The sequence below is a fragment of the Buttiauxella sp. genome, from assembly GCF_035271705.1.
Lineage (GTDB): Bacteria > Pseudomonadota > Gammaproteobacteria > Enterobacterales > Enterobacteriaceae > Buttiauxella.
Genome location: NZ_DATERI010000155.1, coordinates 1 through 18,248, shown reverse-complemented (window position 1 = coordinate 18,248; position 18,248 = coordinate 1). Strand labels below are relative to the sequence as shown.

Here is an 18,248-nt window from a genome sequence, read left to right as displayed (position 1 = left end):
GTACGGGAGGAGAGGTCATTATTTCCCGCAGCAATTTCAGTGGCACCGCTATAAATCGCATCGGAACCATCACGTACACTGCCGACGGTAACAATCAGTTCTTGCTGCATGTGGCGAACGCTGGAAATCAGTTCGCTCATTTCATTTCGACCGGTGGAAACGATTTTTTCCGTCAGGTTACCATCAGCGATTTCACGGATATGGCCGATAATCACAGACAACGGTTGTAGCAGGATGCGGCGCATACCGAACCACACCAGAATAATCACCGCGAAGAGTGCCAACGCCAGCCCGCCGATTTGCCATTTAGCAAAGTTGTAATCTTGGGTGCTGGAAATATACGACTGCTCGTACATGCGGTCGTTCAAGTCGATGTATTTGCCATATTCAGTCTGGAGGGCGTTTTGCAGTCCTTGCGTGGACTGTGCAAAATAGGCATCCATGTTGCCGCTTTCCAGATAACCCACCAGTTCGCTCAACGCCTGGTTATAGCTCTGGTAATCGTCGTCAATACCCTTCACCAGGGTTTCTAGCTCTGGGTTAATCGCGGGGATTTGTTTGAACGCGTTGTAATGCGTTTGCGCTTCAGCCAGAGATTTTTTGGCGTTATTTAAGAGATCGGTTTTTGCCGCACTTTGCCCATTGCTGCTATCCATCAACATGCGGGCAGCGGAACGGCTCAGGTTGATGCGCGTTTGCAACATCAATTCCCACGTGTCAGCCAGTTCGGATTGCTGAACACGTAACTCTCTGGACACTTTAAAACTGTCACTGTTTTGTTTAAGTGAGTTAAAAAACATTCCGCCAGAGATGAGTTGGAGGAGCGCGAACACCACCAGCACCATCATTAACATGGTGACAACGCGAATACGGTTCAACATATAACACCCTTTAAATTATTTCTTATGAGTGTTATCGGCATGCGCCCTGGAAACTTTACGTCAAACTTTTGGCGTCGATTGTCGGATGGTGATGCGTTTATCCGACATGATCAAGTCAGTTAAAAAGCGACATCCACCACTAGCGTATCGGAGTAGCTTCCGGCGGGAGGTGTGGTTTGCGTCGTCAGCACTTTTGCCACGTAATTGTAGTTACGCAGTAAACCGTCACTGCTCAAATCCGATGATGCAGAACTATCCCAACGTTCTGCACCGAGGCTGCCCCAGCGGTCAGTACCATTGGATTTATAGATTTCATAACTCATATAGTTATTACCACTTTTCATTCGTCGTACCGTTCCCGAGACATTCGCGCCATTGCTAATACCGACGGTGTAAGTACTGCCTTTAGTACAGGTCACAGCAATGCTTTGTGAGACACTTTTAAAGTTTTGTACCAACGGTGCACTATCGAAATTGACTGGAGGGGCAGTTATCGTGCTGCAATCGTTGGAGACCGTCAGTGAAACAGTGGTGCCCAGCGAGCCACTGCCGGTCTGGTAAGCCAGGCAAACTGCGACGCCAAGACTGCACACATTCCAGTCAATACGGAAATTTAGCACCACGCTGTATGACCCGGCACTGATGTTTTGCCCGGCAATCGTGCGCAGGTAAATTGGCAAGGTATAGCGTTTGCTGGCCAGCAAACTCAGTAGTGTGCCGCCACTCCAGGTGTAACTCCCGCCGACCTGGACTTCACTGCTCCCCGCGCATCCCGACTCGACACACACTACCACCGGGACGTTATCCGGGTTGCTGGCGTCGTCGGTACGCCTGAGTAGGCCACGAGTCCCCGTGACGGCAGGCGTTGCCCCCAGATAGGTGAGTTTTATCGAGTCGGCGGTGAGCAAATTCAGCACCGAATCGCAATCAACGGAAATGGAGGTACTGGTGTTCTGCACGGTGGAACCCACCACAAACGAGCTTTGGGTGCCAAACGTACCATTCACACCACTCAAGCGACAGTCCGCTTGCGCAGGCATCGTGATTTGCAGCAGCACGACGGCCAGCAAAATCCACAGCCCGCGCGCGAACATCATGCGCCGTCCCGGCAGACCAGCGGGCCGTATGTTTTCAGCTTACGGTCGGGATTCTTATCCAGCGTTAATGTGACGCGGCAACGTTTTCCATCCGGCAAAGTGACGGTCAGTGGATTCACATCACTGAGGTTTTCGAGATAGACAATTCCGTCGTAACCCACTGGCGCAGGCGGTTGCAAAGAGCGGTAAACCTGGCTTGATAGCGGCAAATCTTTGCCGTTGCTGTCTTGCAAAATCACACTCGCGACGCGCTGCTGCTGCATCGGGAAATGGAGGACATATCCGCTGTGACGGCGCAAGGCTACGCGGTGCTCGGTATCTTTAATCCGCGTATCCGCAGGCAGATTCAGAGTATTGATGCTGTAGTTCGCCGGATAATAAGACGAGACGCCGCTTATCAGCAGGTAGCCGTCATCGTCGGTGGTACCCACTGGCTGGTTTTCAAAATTCACCGTCACATCACCAAAACCATCGGTGCTGACCACCATAAAGGCATCGTTAACCCGGTTCGCCGCAAGCCATGTGTTATCCATCATCACCAGTGCACCGGACATTTCGCCCCACTGGGTGTAGTTATCACGCTGCCCGTAAACGCCGCCCTGTAATTCCACTTTATTGTTGCGCCAGCCAAGCGTTGCCTGTTGATAATCGTCGGTGTCGCTCTGATGTGCATAGGCAAGATTCCAGCTAAAACCGCCGTTGCTCGGCATCGCGTGGTTGTAATTGACCCGCTGCGTACTGCCCGCATCAGGTGTGCTTTCGACGCTAAACGCGGCGCTTTCTTCCGCGCCAAAAGGCACCTGCAATGACAGCGCCAGACTCCAGCCGTTTTGCGCCGGATCGTGGCTGGCCGCGAGATAAAAGCTGCTGTTTCCCCACAGATTTTTGCTCCACGATAGATTCAGCAACTGCGTTTTTTCATCATCGAAACTGCGAATATCAATCCACGCGGCACCGAGGCTGCCATAGCCACCGAGGTTAAAAGAGAGTGAGTATTGGTCGGTGCTGCGACTGAGGCTGGCTATCGGTTGGTTGTTTTCGTCATACATGTCAGGAGAATCATAGAGCGCGAGGTTGCCGAACCCCCGATCACGGTGGCTATGCTGGGTGCCGATGTTGAACCATTCGGTGTTGTATTGATAACCCCAGTTCACCTGCTGTCCACCCTGCCCGCGCATTTCACTGCGCGAATAAGCCCCGTTCACCACGCCAAAATTCCCGAGTTTCACCAGCGTCCCGACCCCACCCAGCGCCAGCGATTGCGCTCCTTCTGCGTGGCTTTCCAGCGTCCAGTAATCATTAACCCCGTAACGATAAGAACCACTGGCTGCCGCAGGACCATAGGAAAAGTTTTCGATGCCATAGTCACGCCGCAAACTGCCTAGGGTGAACGCGCCGTCGCTCAAGCCGGGTTTCAGCAGTTGGCTTGCGACATAAAACGGCAGCGTGGTGGAGACCTGGCGCCCTAACGCATCGGTGGTCACCAGCACCGCATCGCCGGAGCCATTGATGTAAGGAAGATTGGTTAAGGTAAACGGGCCGGGTTGCAGCTGGGTACTGCCGCTGCGATAGCCATTGATAAACACATCGACGGTGGAAGGCACCGCCGCTTCACCGGAAAATGCCGGTAACGGATAGGTGATTAAATCCGGGCGTAATGAGAAATCACGGCCAATTGAAATGCCGCCCATGCGCACACTGTTGCTCCAGCTTAATGCGTCACTCACCACATCCCCTGCTGACCAGCTAATGATGTCATCTTCATCGGTGCCGGTTAAGGTGGTGTCGTAGCGCAGATAGCCTTCGGTGCCTCCGGCCTCGTAGTCGGAGAGATCCTGTCGATACGTGCCGGTTGAAGAGAGGCTGAGATTGCCGCCAAACACCCGTAACTCATGCCAAACCGTGGCCTGACTGCCGCTATTTTGTGAATGGTTGGCATAAATGTCGTAATTGAGCAGCGCCCCGTTGCCGCTTAACGGTTTAAAACTCGCATCCTGCTTGCCCAACAAAATGGCCTGGCTGGGTAACCACTCGTTGGGAACGGCCATTAACAGGCGTTGACCGCTGCTGTCGTATTGAGTTTTCACACCGTTAAGCGCCGAGACATTCACCTCATCAGTGGTAAATTTATCCCCCGGCAATCCGGCGCGTTGTAAATCCGCGCGGCTGACAAAAAATTGCCCGTTACGCTGAGTCACTGGCACTACCAAACCGCTATCCCACTGGTTAAACACCAACGACAAATGGAACATCGCTGAGGAGTTCAGAGCGTCCGCATCCGGCGGCGGGGGCAATGCGTCATCTTGCTGCGCGCCATGGCTACTTAGCGGCAAAGATAAGATAAGCATGGCCACAAGTAATCGGCTCAATTGACCGGAGAGGATTGCCATTGCCCAGAACGAGCATTGATCGTTGCTGACAGATGGTCAGGTCGGGTGAACGATGCCGGTAACGGCCATTCACGCTGGCTACCGGGTAATACATAGCCCATCAGCCCGTCGGTCAATGCACGTTGCTGACTCCCCTGGCGTAATGTCACGTTACTCAGTCGCGCATGGATATTCCCGCGATTAGAGACTTGTAAGGTGGGCTGGCCATTTTCATTCACCACACGCCACGACAATTTCGCCGGTTCGGTATTCGCATGGTTGCTGGCGGCTTTTTCGATTTGCATACCCGCGCCATAAGAAAAGAGCGGGATGGAGTAGCGCATTTGCAACTTCAAACCCATTTGCGGTTTGTTGCTGTCCGCAGGCTGGGGAATTTCATCCACAACAATCCGGTATGCCAGCTCCTGACCTGACGGCACCACGTTCTGTTTGATCAGCCGGATAAGCTGTTTGCCGCCCCCTTCAATGCGCACAATGGGCGGGCTGGCGACCACATCCTGCTGCGCTTGATATTTTTCATGCCCTTGTTGTTGCTGCCAGCCAACCACCCGCACCTGCATGGTGGTTGCGCTGTCGCTTTGGTTTTGGATCCACAATTCTGCGGCTTTGGCATCGGAATCAAGGTAGGGATCTATCGGCCAAATCAGGATGTTTCCTGCCGCCAGCACTTGTGCGCTGACTGATAAGCCTGCTGCGAAAAATAGTGTACGCGAGCGCCATTGCATCATTGTTTTCTCCCTTTTTTACCATGACAAGGTCACAGTAAGTTGGTCGGTATAAACCCCTGCCGGACTCATGCCGGTTAATTGTGCCGCCCCAAAAATAGGCAACGTAATGTTGTTACTGTTGCTGTAGGTCATCGCCACCCCCTGATTCACCAGAATTTCTGTGTTGGCTGTCAGTGCACCGCTGGTATACAGGCGGTATGGCACTTTTTCACTGCTGCCGGTGCGCACCATATTGCGTATTGAGGTGTAATTTTTGCCGCCATCAATGGACATGCTTAACGCCACTCCTGGCGTACAAGCCAGTTCCAGCGAGGTGTTTGGTATAAATGCGTTGCTGGCGATGCCACTTTCCACCCCGCTGTGCGTGCCAAAATTCAGGCTACCAAAATTGCCACCGCTACCACTGGCGACAGAACAACCCGGCGTGATGGTGGCCCCAACCTGAAATGACTGCGTGGTGGCTGAATAGGCTGGCATCACAACCATCAGCCCCAAAAGCCCGGCGTGAATTTTATGCAAAGCGCGGCCCTCAGCAGTGGTCATTGCCTGCTGTTAATCCATGAAATGGAAATCCTAAAAGGGACCCGGACGGGTTAGTAGGTCACACTGACGTTAATCACGTCCGTGTATGTCCCTGGTTTCACAGTCACGCTGTCTCCCCCACCCTGAATACGCCCGTAAACACTGTAATTATCGACACCAGCGGTGGTGGAGGCTTTCGGGATGGCTGCATTGTTGGTGATGACATTACTGAATGCGCTGTCGCTATAGATGCTGTACGCCACACCTTGTGTCGCGTCAGAGGTGTTGACCAGATAGCGGGCGGGTGTTCCTGGAGTGCCGACAGTGGTGCCCGGCGCGCTGTTGGTGCTGCCCGTCACCTGAACGGCGTAAGTCGAACCGGTGGTACATTGGATTCCAAAGCTGTTGCCGCCTGCTGCACCAGATAATTCCGTGGTCAGCGTCGAGAAGGTTGCCGGATGTTCGCCAAAATCCAGTGTGCCAAAATTGATGCCATTCTGAGCAGGTGAGCCGTTAATCAGGCAGCCATTAGTCAGAGTGAGTGTCGCATTGATGGTCCCATTACTGGTCACCGCCTGCGCCCCGGTTATGCCACAAAGTAAACCACTACCACAAAGCATTAAGAGTGTGTGTGCTTTCATTGTTAAGCCTCATTTTGTTGCACAACCGATCCCCTTCAACAGTCGGGTGCTGAATCCGCTAACTTACTGAAATTTAGTTTAGGAATTCAGGAATAACCAGAAAGTGTGCATCAAATCAGCCGAACGCCTTATTGCAAAATATTTTGCTTTATAATCAAAACACTAACTACAAATTCGCAGAATCACTCTGCTATTTTTGCGTAAATATTAATATTATTTTCGTGATGGTAATCACGCTGTTACATAAACTCTGCTGATTTAACAAATGCGACAAAAAGTAAAAAATTGTTGAATCCAGACGTCATTTGCTTCAATTTATGGGCCGAATATAAATTGAGAAATCATAATAATTACATATATCTCAATGGGTTAAATAATAATCACTCAATCAATCAATGGGGTTACTACGTAATTGTCTAGTTCAAACAAACTCACGCTATTTATTCTGCTCTTCATGTTCGCGGGTATTCTCTCAGGGGCCGCCATCCATGAATATGCCGCCGCAGACAACATCAAAAGTTATGCCGATAACATCACGCTATTTACCGACATTTTTTTACGCCTGATCAAAATGGTCATCGCCCCTCTGGTGTTTAGCACCTTGACGGTTGGCATCATGAAGATGGGTGAAACCTCAACCATTGGCCGCGTCGGTGGTAAAGCGATGGTGTGGTTTATCTCCTCTTCTATCCTTTCCATTCTGGTGGGTTTGTTTATCGTCACGCTCCAGCAACCGGGCGCTGGCATGAATCTCCAGATTCCAACAGGGGATGTGCAAACCGGCCTTGCCGTGAGCGGTATGAACCTAAAAGCCTTTATCTCACACACCATTCCGACCAGCATCGCAGGTGCGATGTCGAATAACGAAATCTTGCAAATTGTGGTGTTCTCGTTGTTCTTCGGGATTGCCGGGGCATCACTGGGGGAGAAATTCACCTCACCATTAGTCGCGGCACTGGATGTGGTTTCCCACATCATGCTGAAAGTGACGGGCTACGTCATGTACGTGGCACCACTGGCAATTTTTGCTGCTATTTCTTCTGTGATTGCCACCGAAGGCTTGGGTATTTTGCTCAACTACGCCTCGTTCATCGGCGGTTACTATCTGGCGATCATTCTGACGTGTATGGTGTTGATTGGTGTCGGCTACATGGTGCTCAAGCGTGATGTATTCCGTCTGATTACCATGCTCAAAGATCCCGTTCTGGTGGCCTTTACCACCAGCAGCTCCGAAGCGGCTTACCCTAAAACACTTGATCAACTGACTCGATTTGGGTGTTCTCGTAACATCGCTTCTTTCGTGCTGCCAATGGGTTATTCATTCAACCTGGTCGGCTCAATGGTGTATTGCTCTTTTGCCTCAATGTTTATTGCACAGGCGTATAACATCCATCTGACGTTCTCTGAGATTGTGGTTCTGATGCTGACATTGATGCTGGCGTCCAAAGGTATCGCAGGTGTGCCACGTTCAGCGTTGGTGGTGCTGGCCGCAACCATTCCGAGTTTTAATATTCCGGTGGCGGGTATTTTACTGTTGATGGGTATTGACCACTTCCTGGATATGGGCCGTTCAGCGATTAACGTGCTAGGTAATGGTGTGGCGACGGCGATGCTGTCGAAAAATGAAGGTGAGATGGAAGAGTCAATTGAAGCAGGTGAACAGGTAGAGGCGTGATTTACCGGTGATAGTGGCGGATGGCGTTTGCGCTCATCCGCCCTACAATACTAGGCCACGCGGCTTACATCATCGATCAGTGCCATCTCTTCGCTATTGAGCAGCTTCTCGATATTAACCAAAATCAGCATACGTTCACCCAGTGCACCCAGGCCGGTCAGATATTCCGTTGAAAGCGTTACAGCAAATTCTGGTGCCGGGCGGATTTGTTCTGCAGTCAGAGACAAGACATCAGACACGCCATCCACCACGATACCCACAACACGCTGGCCAAAGTTCAGCACGATAACAACCGTGTTATCGTTGTATTCCACGTCATCTTGCGCAAACTTAATTCGCAGATCGAGGATGGGCACAATCACACCGCGCAGGTTCGTCACCCCTTTAATAAATGCAGGTGTGTTAGCAATACGCGTCACTTGATCGTAACCGCGGATTTCCTGCACTTTTAAAATGTCGATGCCGTATTCTTCGTCACCGAGGGTGAAAACGAGGAACTCTTGCCCTACTGTTTCCCCGGTCAATTTAGTCACATTGGTTAATCCAGTCATTTAATTTCCTATTATCAAACCCGGAGGATTAGGCGGCGTGGCCAGCCATACGTTGTTCACGATTCAAACCTTGCAGTGCTGAAACATCAACAATCAGCGCGACACTGCCATCACCGAGAATGGTTGCAGCCGAAATGCCCGGCACTTTGCGATAGTTGCTTTCGAGGTTTTTCACCACCACTTGATGCTGACCAATTAATTGATCAACCAGCAGTGCGTAACGCCGTCCGGCGCTTTGCAAAATCACCACGATACCTTGCGTCGCTTCAGTTTTTGCCCCAGCAACATCGAACACTTTCCACAATTCAACCAGCGGCAAGTATTCGCCACGCACTTCCAGCACGCGCTCACCACCGGCCAGAGGATGCAGAACATCTTCCTTCGGCTGTAACGATTCCATCACTGCGTTGAGCGGCAAAATAAAGACTTCGTTGCAGACTTTTACTGACATCCCATCAAGAATGGCCAGTGTCAGCGGCAGCAAAATACGGATAGTCGTGCCGACATTGGCCTGGGATTTGATTTCGACATGGCCACCCATTTCCTGGATGTTACGTTTCACCACGTCCATACCCACACCACGTCCGGACACATCCGTGACTTGCTCGGCGGTCGAGAATCCAGGGGCAAAAATCAGCATCCCCACTTCATCGTCAGACATGTTTTCGTGTACCGGCATGCCTTGCGATAGCGCTTTGGCAAGAATGCGTTCACGGTTCAGACCGGCACCATCGTCAGAAACTTCAATGCAGATATTCCCGCCCTGATGCTCTGCTGAAAGAATCAAATTACCCACCGCAGACTTACCCGCCGCAAGGCGTTTATCCGGTGATTCGATACCGTGGTCGAGACTATTACGTACCAGGTGAGTCAGCGGGTCGATAATGCGTTCGATTAAACTTTTATCCAGCTCAGTCGAGCTACCTTGCAATGTCAGTTCAACTTGTTTATCCAATTTACTTGCCAGATCACGCACCAGACGCGGGAAGCGACTGAAGACATATTCCATTGGCATCATACGGATAGACATCACCGACTCTTGCAAATCACGGGCGTTACGTTGTAACTGCCCCATGCTGGTAATCAATTCGCCATGTTGAACCGGGTCAAGCTCGTTGGAACGTTGGGCTAACATCGACTGAGTGATAACCAGTTCGCCCACCAGGTTAATGAGCTGATCGACCTTTTCTACGGCGACACGAATACTGCTCGATTCGCTGACGCGCGGCGCTTTAGCTTCTCTTTCGCTACGCGGTGAGACAGGTGCCGCAGGCGCGACTTCTTTCACCACTTTAGCCACGGGTTGCGGTGCATTCACGGCAACGGCAACCGGTGTTTCAACCACCGCAACATCAGCGACAGCGCTGCTTGCCGTTAACGGCAAAAATGCAATTTGTTCGGGTTCGATAACAAAACAGAGCACAGCGGTGATGTCATCGGCGCTGACGGTAGTTTCTAACGTCGCCGTGACTGAATCTTCACCTTGTTCGACATCGCTAATCGAGCCGAGGTTTGATAGCTCTTCGATCAACAAATTGCGTTCGCTGGCTTTCAGACCACTAATGGCAATGCGGACATGGCCGTCACTGGCTGGACGCGATTCAACAGTTTCTGTCTCAACCACCGTTAATTTTGTGCCGTGCGCAGGTGCTTCGCCTTTGGCTTCCAGAGCCAGTTGGCGTAACGCTTTGCAGATATAGTCGAAACTCTCGGCATCCGGTTCCTGGGAGCTTTTATAAGCGTCCAACTGTTCTTGCATAATATCTTTGGTTTCCAAAAACAGGTTGATAATATCGGTGTTAAGTTGCATCTCACCGCGTCGCGCTTCGTCCAACAGGTTTTCCATTAGGTGCGTGGTTTCCTGCAAAATGGAGAAGCCGAATGTACCCGCGCCTCCTTTGATCGAGTGTGCAGCACGAAATATGGCGTTGAGCTGCTCTGAATCTGGCGCTTCAGGCACCAGATTCAGCAGGTGTTGCTCCATATCAGCCAGTAGCTCGTCGGCCTCGTCAAAAAATGTTTGGTAAAAATCGCTGATATCCATACTCACGCTATCACCTCGTACCGGATTGTGGCGGTAATGTGTTCTGCGCCGGTTCGACGGTCACAGGTTGTTGGAGAATGCTTAGTGGCTGATTATCGCTTTCTGCGTTTTCGTGCACGATGGCCTCTTCAGCTTGTTTGTTCAGTACCAGTAAACTAATGCGGCGGTTAATCGCATCGTCAGCGCCGCGGTTGGTTAGGCGCATGGTAGATGCCATACCCACAACACGCAGGACTTTGCCGTCGATAAGCCCACCCGACATCAGTTCACGTCGCGAACTATTTGCCCTGTCAGCAGACAATTCCCAGTTGCTATAACCACGCTCTCCCATGGCATAAGGCAAATCGTCAGTGTGACCCGATAAACTAATTTTATTAGGAAACTCATTCAGTAATGGTGCAATGCTGCGCAGAATATCGCGCATGTAAGGTTCAACCTCAGCACTGCCATTCTTAAACATTGGACGATTCTGGCTGTCAATAATTTGGATCCTAAGCCCCTCTTGAACCAGGTTTATCTGCAGATGCGGGCGCATTGCCCGCAACTTAGGGTCGGCTTCAATCAGTTGATCCAGCTTATCTGCCAGGCTTTTGAGGCGACGGGTTTCCATCCGTTTCCTCAGATCCTCAATGTTTGGTTGTCTTTTCACTTCGCCCTGTTGTTGGGTTACATCATCGCCGCCACCAGGAATAGGACTTTGGCTGTCGGCGATGCGTTGCCCACCGGTAATTGCGGCGGAAAGTGGTGTACGGAAGTAGTCGGCAATTTGCATCAGTTCTTTAGGGCTGGAGATTGAAATCAGCCACATAACGAGAAAAAAAGCCATCATTGCGGTCATGAAATCCGCATAAGCAATTTTCCATGAACCGTGCGCGCCACCGCCGTGGCCTTTGTGCTTGCGTCGTTTTACGACAACAATGGGGCGCGCATTGTGCTTCATACTTCTTCTTCCGTGGCACGCTGCTGCGCGTTCGGCGAACGAACGGCACGCACATGCTCTTCAAGTTCTATGAACGAAGGACGCTCACTGGAATAAAGTGTTTTACGGCCAAATTCGACGGCGATTGGCGGTGCATAACCGTTGAGACTGGACAGTAATGTCACTTTCACGCACTGCATCATTTTGGTGGTTTCAGCACTTTTTTGACGCAGCACGGTCGCCAGTGGCGAGATAAATCCGTAGGCCAGTAAAATCCCAAGGAAAGTCCCGACCATGGCGTGCGCAATCAGCGATCCCAGTTCACCTGCTGGTCTGTCCGCTGAAGCCAGTGCGTGCACCACCCCCATTACCGCTGCAACAATCCCGAATGCCGGAAGGGAATCTCCCATTATTGCCAGGCTATTTGCCGGTATTTCCGCTTCACTTTCATGGGTTTCAATTTCTTCATCCATCAACGCTTCAATTTCAAACGAGTTCATATTCCCGCTGATGATGAGGCGCAGATAATCAATAATAAAATCCAGCATCAGAGAGTCGGCTAAAATACGCGGGTAGCTGGCGAATATTTCGCTCTCTTTAGGGTTTTCGATATCACGTTCGAGCGAAAACATCCCTTGTTGGCGTGACTTCGCCATCAAGCGATAAAGCAAGGCCATGAGATCCATATACATACTTTTGGTATATTTCGAACGACGAAAAAGTAATGGCAGTGCTTTTATCGTCCCTTTAATCGCTTTACCGTTATTGCCAACGATAAAGGCCCCAATCCCTGCCCCACCAATGATGATAAATTCAGCTGGCTGATAGAGTGCGCCAAGATGCCCCCCGGTCATCATATAGCCACCGAATACTGTCGCAAGAACGACCAGATAACCTATTACAATCAGCACGTGTACATCCTTCTGCTGTTAATTGTGACGAGGAATCACAAATCAAAGGTGATAACAATCAGGCGCGGGGCAAAAAAAAAGCAGCGATAATTGCTTATCGCTGCTGGAGTGTTTATCCACACCGAACTGTTAAACGGCCTGTTTGACCTGTTCATCCAGCAGTTGTGGAATAATATCGGCAGTATTTATGGAAAGTTTACGTCTTTTTACTGCTCTGGAAGGAGGCTGGCACAAACTACAAGCAAAGCTGCCTGCGGGTTGGTGGGCATGGGTGATAAAGTTGCCACCACAGCAGTTGCAGCGGTTCAATTCAAGCATATTACTTTCAACAAAACGGACTAGCGTCCAGGCACGCGTCAGCGCCAATAGCGGACCGCTTTCTTGCGGTGGACACTGTTCAAGATACAGACGGTAAGCTTTGATGACCGCATCAACGCCAGTACATAATCCGGTGCGTAATAAAAACTGCCATGAGTTGCAAAACATGGAAGCATGAATATTTTGCTCCCACGTCATAAACCAGTCGGTAGAAAAAGGCAGCATTCCTTTCGGAGGAGGACTGCCACGGAGCTCTTTATAAAGTTTGATTAGTCTGCCACGGCTTAATTGTGTTTCGCTTTCAAGCATCTGCAATCTAGCGCCAAGCGTGATTAATTCCATCGCCAATTGGATATCGCGGGCTTCCTGAACAATACTTTTCTCGCTCATTTTGTTATGCCCTTTTTTTGCGAGATGCCTCGTCTATCTGGGACACCTCATTTAATAAGCGGGTGGATAACAAAATGCCTGTATGAATTTGCTGTAAATCATCCACACGTGAATCTTGTGTTAAACGTGTAATAGTTTGGTTATCACTAAAACGGAACTGGCAAATGAGCTGATTGGTTTCCGCAAGTTTTACCATTTGTGGCAATGTTAACCCGCTGAGACTGTTGGCCATTTCTTCGGTCACACCCAAACGGAACATTGCGGAAGCTTTGTCGCCACTAATAAGACGCTGTGCAAGGAGTAAATACGACAAATTAATATCGTAGATATGTTTTAACAACTCGGACGTATGCATTTTGTTCATCCTGAAAATCTAGCTTTTACAAATGCGGCGGTACCGCACCCCGTGAGTCGCCGGAAAGTTCCGGTTAAAATTAAAACAAGGTAAAATATTCTTGTAATCAGCGATCGGATGTACTGAATCCACCGAGTGAAAAGTACGGTGGACACTTCCTTGTTGTTTGTCGTATCCGTGCGCATAATTTTTGTAATAAATTAAGACTTTTCCTAATTCGGGCAAACTCTACCCGTAGCCCCATAGACATACAATGCAGGAACCGCCAACTTTTAAGGTTTATGTGATCTAAATCACATATATTTGATTTATGTATTCCCTTGAAACATCAGCAGGACTTTTCAATTGAGCGCTTTACAATCAACTTCGGAAAATCCGTCATGTTAATATGGCATTCCCGTTTCTTCTGGCTATCAATCTAATGAATGACTCGTTCAATTGGTTCCAGAACCTAGCTTAGCTATGTGATTTATCTGGTATTTTTCGCAAATCAAACTAAAACCCTGACAAGAACAAAGAATTCAGTGTATGACACTTTGTAAAGTAATATTTTATTGGTGAGATAGAATAAATTCTTAGCTGAAGCCAGAAGCGGTAGTATGAAGAAAAAATAATACGATAGTTTGATGGATAAATGAGCAGTTATTGCATTACGTTCCATTTACAACTCATTTACATTAGTGTTTCTAATGCATTTCCCGTGAGCGTGCTCACATTTCTTGTGGTTACTATCCTTGGGCAGAAAAGTTAACTTATCTACGACACATTCGCACTGTCTGGTTATCAGACAACAGGAGTTTGTAATGAGTTACCAACATATACTGGTTGCTGTCGCAGTCAGTCCTGAAAGTCATTTGCTGGTCGCCCGGGCAGTTTCAATCGCCCAACCCGTTAATGGGCAAATCACCCTGATTACGCTTGCTTCAGAACCTGAACTCTATAATCAATTTGCCGCGCCAATGCTGGAAAATCTACGGGAATTAATGTTTGAAGAGACGCAGATTTTTATTGATGAATTGGTTGAGAAAGCCAACTACCCGATAGGCAAAACCGTCATTGCTACCGGGGAATTAAGCGAACATATTCTGGCAATATGTGATCAGGGCTCTGTGGATTTAGTGATTTGCGGTAACCACAACCACACCTTTATCAGCAAGATAGTTTGCTCCGCGAAGGCGGTAGTCGAGTCTAGCAAGGTGGATGTGCTGTTGGTCCCGCTGAGTTAAGGGGAGTTTAAGATAAAGATCGTCCTTTTGGACGAGAAAAAGACAAGTTTAGACACAATTTACTATTTCATATTACATCTACACCCGATAAAGAAGGTATCAAGGTGCTTCGATACCCTTGTTACCTTCACCATTTATCCCGGTACGCTAGTGGAAAGCTCACGCCAACTTTGGAAACGTCGCCACCTTTTTGTCAAAATGTGACTCGTCACTGCGTGGCGCTGCCTGCTTTAAATCATCAATAAACCTCTTTTGCCAGTGATGAATATCGTTCTTTTCAATCACCGCCATCATTTCGCTATGGCGCGAGATACGTTCGGCGAGCGGCATCGTTAACGCGCGATCCAGTGCCCCCGCGACATCATCACGGTCGTAGGGATTAACAATAAGTGCCGACGACAGTTCATTCGCCGCCCCGGCAAACTTCGACAACACCAGTACACCTGGATTTGCCGGGTCTTGCGCGGCCACATACTCTTTAGCCACGAGATTCATCCCATCACGCAGCGGTGTAACCAAACCGACATCAGCGTGACGAAACACTTTCATCACCAACTTGCGGTCAAAGTGCTGGTTTAAATAGTACAGCGGCGTCCAGCCTAGTTGGCCGTATTTACCGTTGATACGCCCTGCTTCGGTTTCCAGTTGATGACGAATGTCCTGATACGCCTGCACATCGCCACGCGAAGTCGGCGCGATTTGCGTATAACGAATTTTACCGTGGTGCTGCGGATATTTTTCCAGCAACGCTTCAAAAGCGAGGAATCGCTCTGGCAACCCTTTGGAATAATCCAGTCGCTCCACTGAGAAGATATTTTTGATACTGCCCAACTCGGCTTTAAGTTGCGCAAGCTTAGGAGGTAACGGGCCTTGCGCGTGCTTTTTGATCTCTTGCGGCTCAATGCCTATTGGGTAAACCTCGGTGCGAAACGTGTTACCGAACGCCTGATGTTGGTTTTTACCCTGATGGTCCAGGCGTGTCTGAGTGGCGACACAATCAAGGAAAGCCTGACGATCGTTTTCAGTCTGGAAGCCCAATAAATCGTATTCACACAGCGCTTCGATGAGCTCTTGATGCGGCGGCAACGCGTTGAAAATTTCAGGGGTTGGGAACGGAATATGTAAGAAGAATCCAATACGATGATCGAGCCCCTGTTTGCGACATTCGGCGGCAAAGGGCAGCAAATGGTAGTCATGCACCCACAGGATATCGTCTTTTTCCAGCAGCGGTTTTAGCTTGCTTGCCAGCAACGTATTGACCCGACGATAACCTTCCCAGGCTTCGCGTTGGTAATCGACCAGATCCAAACGATAGTGAAACGCGGGCCAAAGTACGGCATTTGAGAATTGCAGGTAATAGCTTTCGTAATCTTGCTGGCTCAGATTGAATGACGCCCAGGTAATATTACCTCGTTTGGTCTTTTTTAATGCGGCATCGGGATTCCCCACCTCGCCGCTCCAGCCAAACCATAGTCCACCCGCGGCTTTTAACGCGCCTAAAATACCCACTGCCAGGCCACCGGCACTGGTCTTCTTATCATCTGGTGGTGCAATGCGATTAGAGACTACGACTAAGCGACTCATAATCTTCTCCCGTTAAAATATCTGACTTTTGTTGTTCTATGTGATGCGTTAGTTTTCCAAGCCAGTGATAAACCATGCGAACATTTGCCAGTCGATAGTGGGCAATTGTCTCGCCACCACCGACTTTTATGGTCAACCCACCAAGGGCATTGACCTGTTTAAATCCCGCCTCGTCTGTCAGATCATCACCAATAAATACCGGAGTGCGCCCCGCAAATGGGGATTCCTGCATAAAGGCGCGGATAGCACCGCCCTTGTCTATTCCCAAAGGTTTCAACTCCACAACACATTTCCCCAGCTGCAACGCCAGTTCGGGATAACGCCGCGTCATTGATTGCGCCAATTGTAAGATTGCCGCTGCCGCCTCGGGTGCCTGGCGGTAATGCAGCGCAAAGGCCATGCCCTTGGCTTCTAATTCCGTACCCGGGAACTGCAATAGTGCTTCACTGAGTTGCTTCTGAAGAGCTGCGACGACAGGTTCCGGTAGGGTTACAACGTGGGTTTTATCATTGATGTCACGGCGCTCAGCCCCATGTACGCCCGCAAGCGGGAAGTGAAATGGTGTCGCGAGCTTATCGAGCTCAACCATTGAGCGCCCTGAAATCAATGCCAGTGCCCCATCGCTCATGATGGATATTTTCTGTAGCAACGTGCGTACTGCTGCCGGAATGTAGACTTGATCCGGATGGGGTTTGATTTCTGCTAGCGTGCCATCGAGGTCAAAGAAAAAAGCAAGGTTTCCTGAAAGTAGAGGCGGTACAGATGAGACTTCAGCCACCAGCGGCTCCTCCTTAATAGGGTTAATCACGCCACCGTTCCGGTAACGAGAGAGTATGATTAGCCATGTAAGTATAGACAGAGTGACGGGTGTCGCAATTTTCTAGGATAAATCGCCAGGCAGCATCCCGCCTGGCGATTTGTAAGTGAAGTGAAGAGAATAAAACAAGCAGGCAACCAGGTCTGAAATCTTCCCGCCCTACTACAGCGTGCGTTTTGCTTTTTGTTTGTAACGGTCAAAGATAACCGCAGCCAACAGGATTAAACCGCGCACCACATATTGTGAGAAAGGCGAAATATTCAGTAAGTTCATGGCGTTTTCTACGGTTCCGAGGATCAGGATACCGGCAATTACGAAGGAAATTTTACCAATCCCTCCTTTGAGCGATACACCACCTAACACACAGGCCGAAATCACAATCAACTCGTAGCCAATGGAGGTCATCGGCTGGCCGCTAGTCATACGTGAAGCCAGGATAATCCCTGCTGCTGCCGAGACTAACCCTGAGAGAATGAAGATGATGATTTTGGTCCGCACGACCGGCACACCCGCCAAACGCGCAGCTTCTTCATTGCCACCAATCGCCAGCGTGTTACGGCCAAAGGTGGTTTTGTTGAGTAAGAATCCAAAGATTATCAAGCAACCCACCGTCAACCAGATCGGCGCAGGCAGACCTAACCAGTTTGCATAGCCCAGCGCAAAGAAACGTTCGTCTTCGATGCCCACCGCTTTACCATCAGAAATAATGTATGCCAGACCGCGCACAATCTGCATGGTAGCAAGTGTTGTAATCAACGCGTTGATTTTGAGCCTGGCGATGACAAAACCATTGACCAGGCCACTTAATACACCCAGCAACAATCCTGCCGCCACGCCAATCCACAGGCTCTCGGTCATATTGATAACCACCGCCGTGGTGACCCCGGCGCAGGCAATCACGGAGGCAACGGACAAGTCGAAATCACCTGACGCCAGGCAGAACAACATGCCACAAGCCACCATTCCCGACATCGAAATGGCCAGCCCCAAACCCTTCATATTCACAAAAGAAGAGAAATTGGGTACAAAAATGGCACAGGCGATAAACAGCACCGCGAACACCACTAGCATGCCGTAGTTGTCCCAGATACGCCCGAGACTCAGGGACGACTTTTTGCTGCTGCCGCCGGATGATGTATTTGTTGATGATGCTTTCGTTGATGATGCGTTCGTTGATGATGGAGTTAATGCAGACATTT

General features: G+C 49.8%; 17 protein-coding genes. 2 read left to right on the top strand and 15 right to left on the bottom strand.

Annotation, left to right across the window (positions count from 1 at the left end; translation table 11 throughout):
* The 6 genes from VJY99_RS14255 to VJY99_RS14230 form a co-directional block, all read right to left on the bottom strand.
* Nucleotides 1-881: Tar ligand binding domain-containing protein (locus tag VJY99_RS14255; RefSeq protein WP_324119570.1), on the bottom strand; the 881-nt coding region annotated here is incomplete at its 3' end.
* Nucleotides 882-1,000: 119 nt separating this feature from the next.
* Complete coding sequence (locus tag VJY99_RS14250) at nucleotides 1,001-1,978, bottom strand: Csu type fimbrial protein (RefSeq protein WP_414641598.1); 978 nt, start codon at nucleotides 1,976-1,978, stop codon at nucleotides 1,001-1,003.
* A complete protein-coding gene (locus tag VJY99_RS14245) occupies nucleotides 1,975-4,368 on the bottom strand; it encodes a fimbria/pilus outer membrane usher protein (protein WP_324119568.1) in 2,394 nt (797 codons plus the stop codon). The genes VJY99_RS14250 and VJY99_RS14245 overlap by 4 nt, the downstream gene beginning before the upstream one ends.
* Complete coding sequence (locus tag VJY99_RS14240) at nucleotides 4,344-5,093, bottom strand: molecular chaperone (RefSeq protein ID WP_324119578.1); 750 nt, start codon at nucleotides 5,091-5,093, stop codon at nucleotides 4,344-4,346. The genes VJY99_RS14245 and VJY99_RS14240 overlap by 25 nt, the downstream gene beginning before the upstream one ends.
* Before the next feature lie 18 nt (nucleotides 5,094-5,111).
* Nucleotides 5,112-5,582 carry a spore coat U domain-containing protein gene (locus VJY99_RS14235; RefSeq protein WP_324119576.1) on the bottom strand — a complete coding sequence of 157 codons (471 nt, stop codon included), beginning with the start codon at nucleotides 5,580-5,582 and terminating at the stop codon, nucleotides 5,112-5,114.
* Nucleotides 5,583-5,689: 107 nt separating this feature from the next.
* Entirely contained in the window at nucleotides 5,690-6,238 is a 549-nt protein-coding gene (locus VJY99_RS14230) for a Csu type fimbrial protein (RefSeq protein WP_414641599.1), read from the bottom strand.
* Nucleotides 6,239-6,671: 433 nt separating this feature from the next.
* Here VJY99_RS14230 and VJY99_RS14225 point away from each other — a divergent pair, with 433 nt between their 5' ends.
* Nucleotides 6,672-7,934 carry a dicarboxylate/amino acid:cation symporter gene (locus VJY99_RS14225; RefSeq protein WP_324119564.1) on the top strand — a complete coding sequence of 421 codons (1,263 nt, stop codon included), beginning with the start codon at nucleotides 6,672-6,674 and terminating at the stop codon, nucleotides 7,932-7,934.
* 50 nt (nucleotides 7,935-7,984) lie between these two features.
* On the opposite strand, the gene cheW is transcribed toward VJY99_RS14225, so the two are convergent.
* The 6 genes from cheW to flhD all read right to left on the bottom strand — a co-directional run bounded on the left by cheW (nucleotide 7,985) and on the right by flhD (nucleotide 13,422).
* Nucleotides 7,985-8,485 (bottom strand): chemotaxis protein CheW, encoded by a 501-nt coding sequence (gene cheW, locus VJY99_RS14220; protein ID WP_324119562.1) that lies wholly within the window; start codon nucleotides 8,483-8,485, stop codon nucleotides 7,985-7,987.
* Nucleotides 8,486-8,513: 28 nt separating this feature from the next.
* Entirely contained in the window at nucleotides 8,514-10,529 is a 2,016-nt protein-coding gene (gene cheA / locus VJY99_RS14215) for a chemotaxis protein CheA (protein WP_324119574.1), read from the bottom strand.
* A gap of 10 nt (nucleotides 10,530-10,539) precedes the next feature.
* Nucleotides 10,540-11,469 (bottom strand): flagellar motor protein MotB, encoded by a 930-nt coding sequence (gene motB / locus VJY99_RS14210; protein WP_324119560.1) that lies wholly within the window; start codon nucleotides 11,467-11,469, stop codon nucleotides 10,540-10,542.
* Nucleotides 11,466-12,359 carry a flagellar motor stator protein MotA gene (gene motA / locus VJY99_RS14205; RefSeq protein WP_324119558.1) on the bottom strand — a complete coding sequence of 298 codons (894 nt, stop codon included), beginning with the start codon at nucleotides 12,357-12,359 and terminating at the stop codon, nucleotides 11,466-11,468. The genes motB and motA overlap by 4 nt, the downstream gene beginning before the upstream one ends.
* A 129-nt stretch (nucleotides 12,360-12,488) precedes the next feature.
* The gene (flhC, locus tag VJY99_RS14200) at nucleotides 12,489-13,067 is read right to left on the bottom strand and encodes a flagellar transcriptional regulator FlhC (RefSeq protein ID WP_324119556.1); all 579 of its coding nucleotides are present in this window, start codon (nucleotides 13,065-13,067) and stop codon (nucleotides 12,489-12,491) included.
* Nucleotides 13,068-13,071: 4 nt separating this feature from the next.
* Entirely contained in the window at nucleotides 13,072-13,422 is a 351-nt protein-coding gene (gene flhD, locus VJY99_RS14195) for a flagellar transcriptional regulator FlhD (RefSeq protein WP_324119572.1), read from the bottom strand.
* Nucleotides 13,423-14,225: 803 nt separating this feature from the next.
* Here flhD and uspC point away from each other — a divergent pair.
* Nucleotides 14,226-14,648 (top strand): universal stress protein UspC, encoded by a 423-nt coding sequence (gene uspC / locus VJY99_RS14190; RefSeq protein ID WP_324119554.1) that lies wholly within the window; start codon nucleotides 14,226-14,228, stop codon nucleotides 14,646-14,648.
* Between the two features lie 159 nt (nucleotides 14,649-14,807).
* Here uspC and otsA read toward each other — a convergent pair whose 3' ends face one another.
* The 3 genes from otsA to araH form a co-directional block, all read right to left on the bottom strand.
* Nucleotides 14,808-16,232 carry an alpha,alpha-trehalose-phosphate synthase gene (gene otsA, locus VJY99_RS14185; RefSeq protein ID WP_324119552.1) on the bottom strand — a complete coding sequence of 475 codons (1,425 nt, stop codon included), beginning with the start codon at nucleotides 16,230-16,232 and terminating at the stop codon, nucleotides 14,808-14,810.
* Entirely contained in the window at nucleotides 16,207-17,010 is an 804-nt protein-coding gene (gene otsB / locus VJY99_RS14180; RefSeq protein ID WP_324119550.1) for a trehalose-phosphatase, read from the bottom strand. The genes otsA and otsB overlap by 26 nt, the downstream gene beginning before the upstream one ends.
* A gap of 201 nt (nucleotides 17,011-17,211) precedes the next feature.
* On the bottom strand, nucleotides 17,212-18,246 hold the full coding sequence (gene araH / locus VJY99_RS14175) for an L-arabinose ABC transporter permease AraH (RefSeq protein ID WP_324119548.1): 1,035 nt from the start codon (nucleotides 18,244-18,246) through the stop codon (nucleotides 17,212-17,214).
* Nucleotides 18,247-18,248 lie beyond the last annotated feature (2 nt).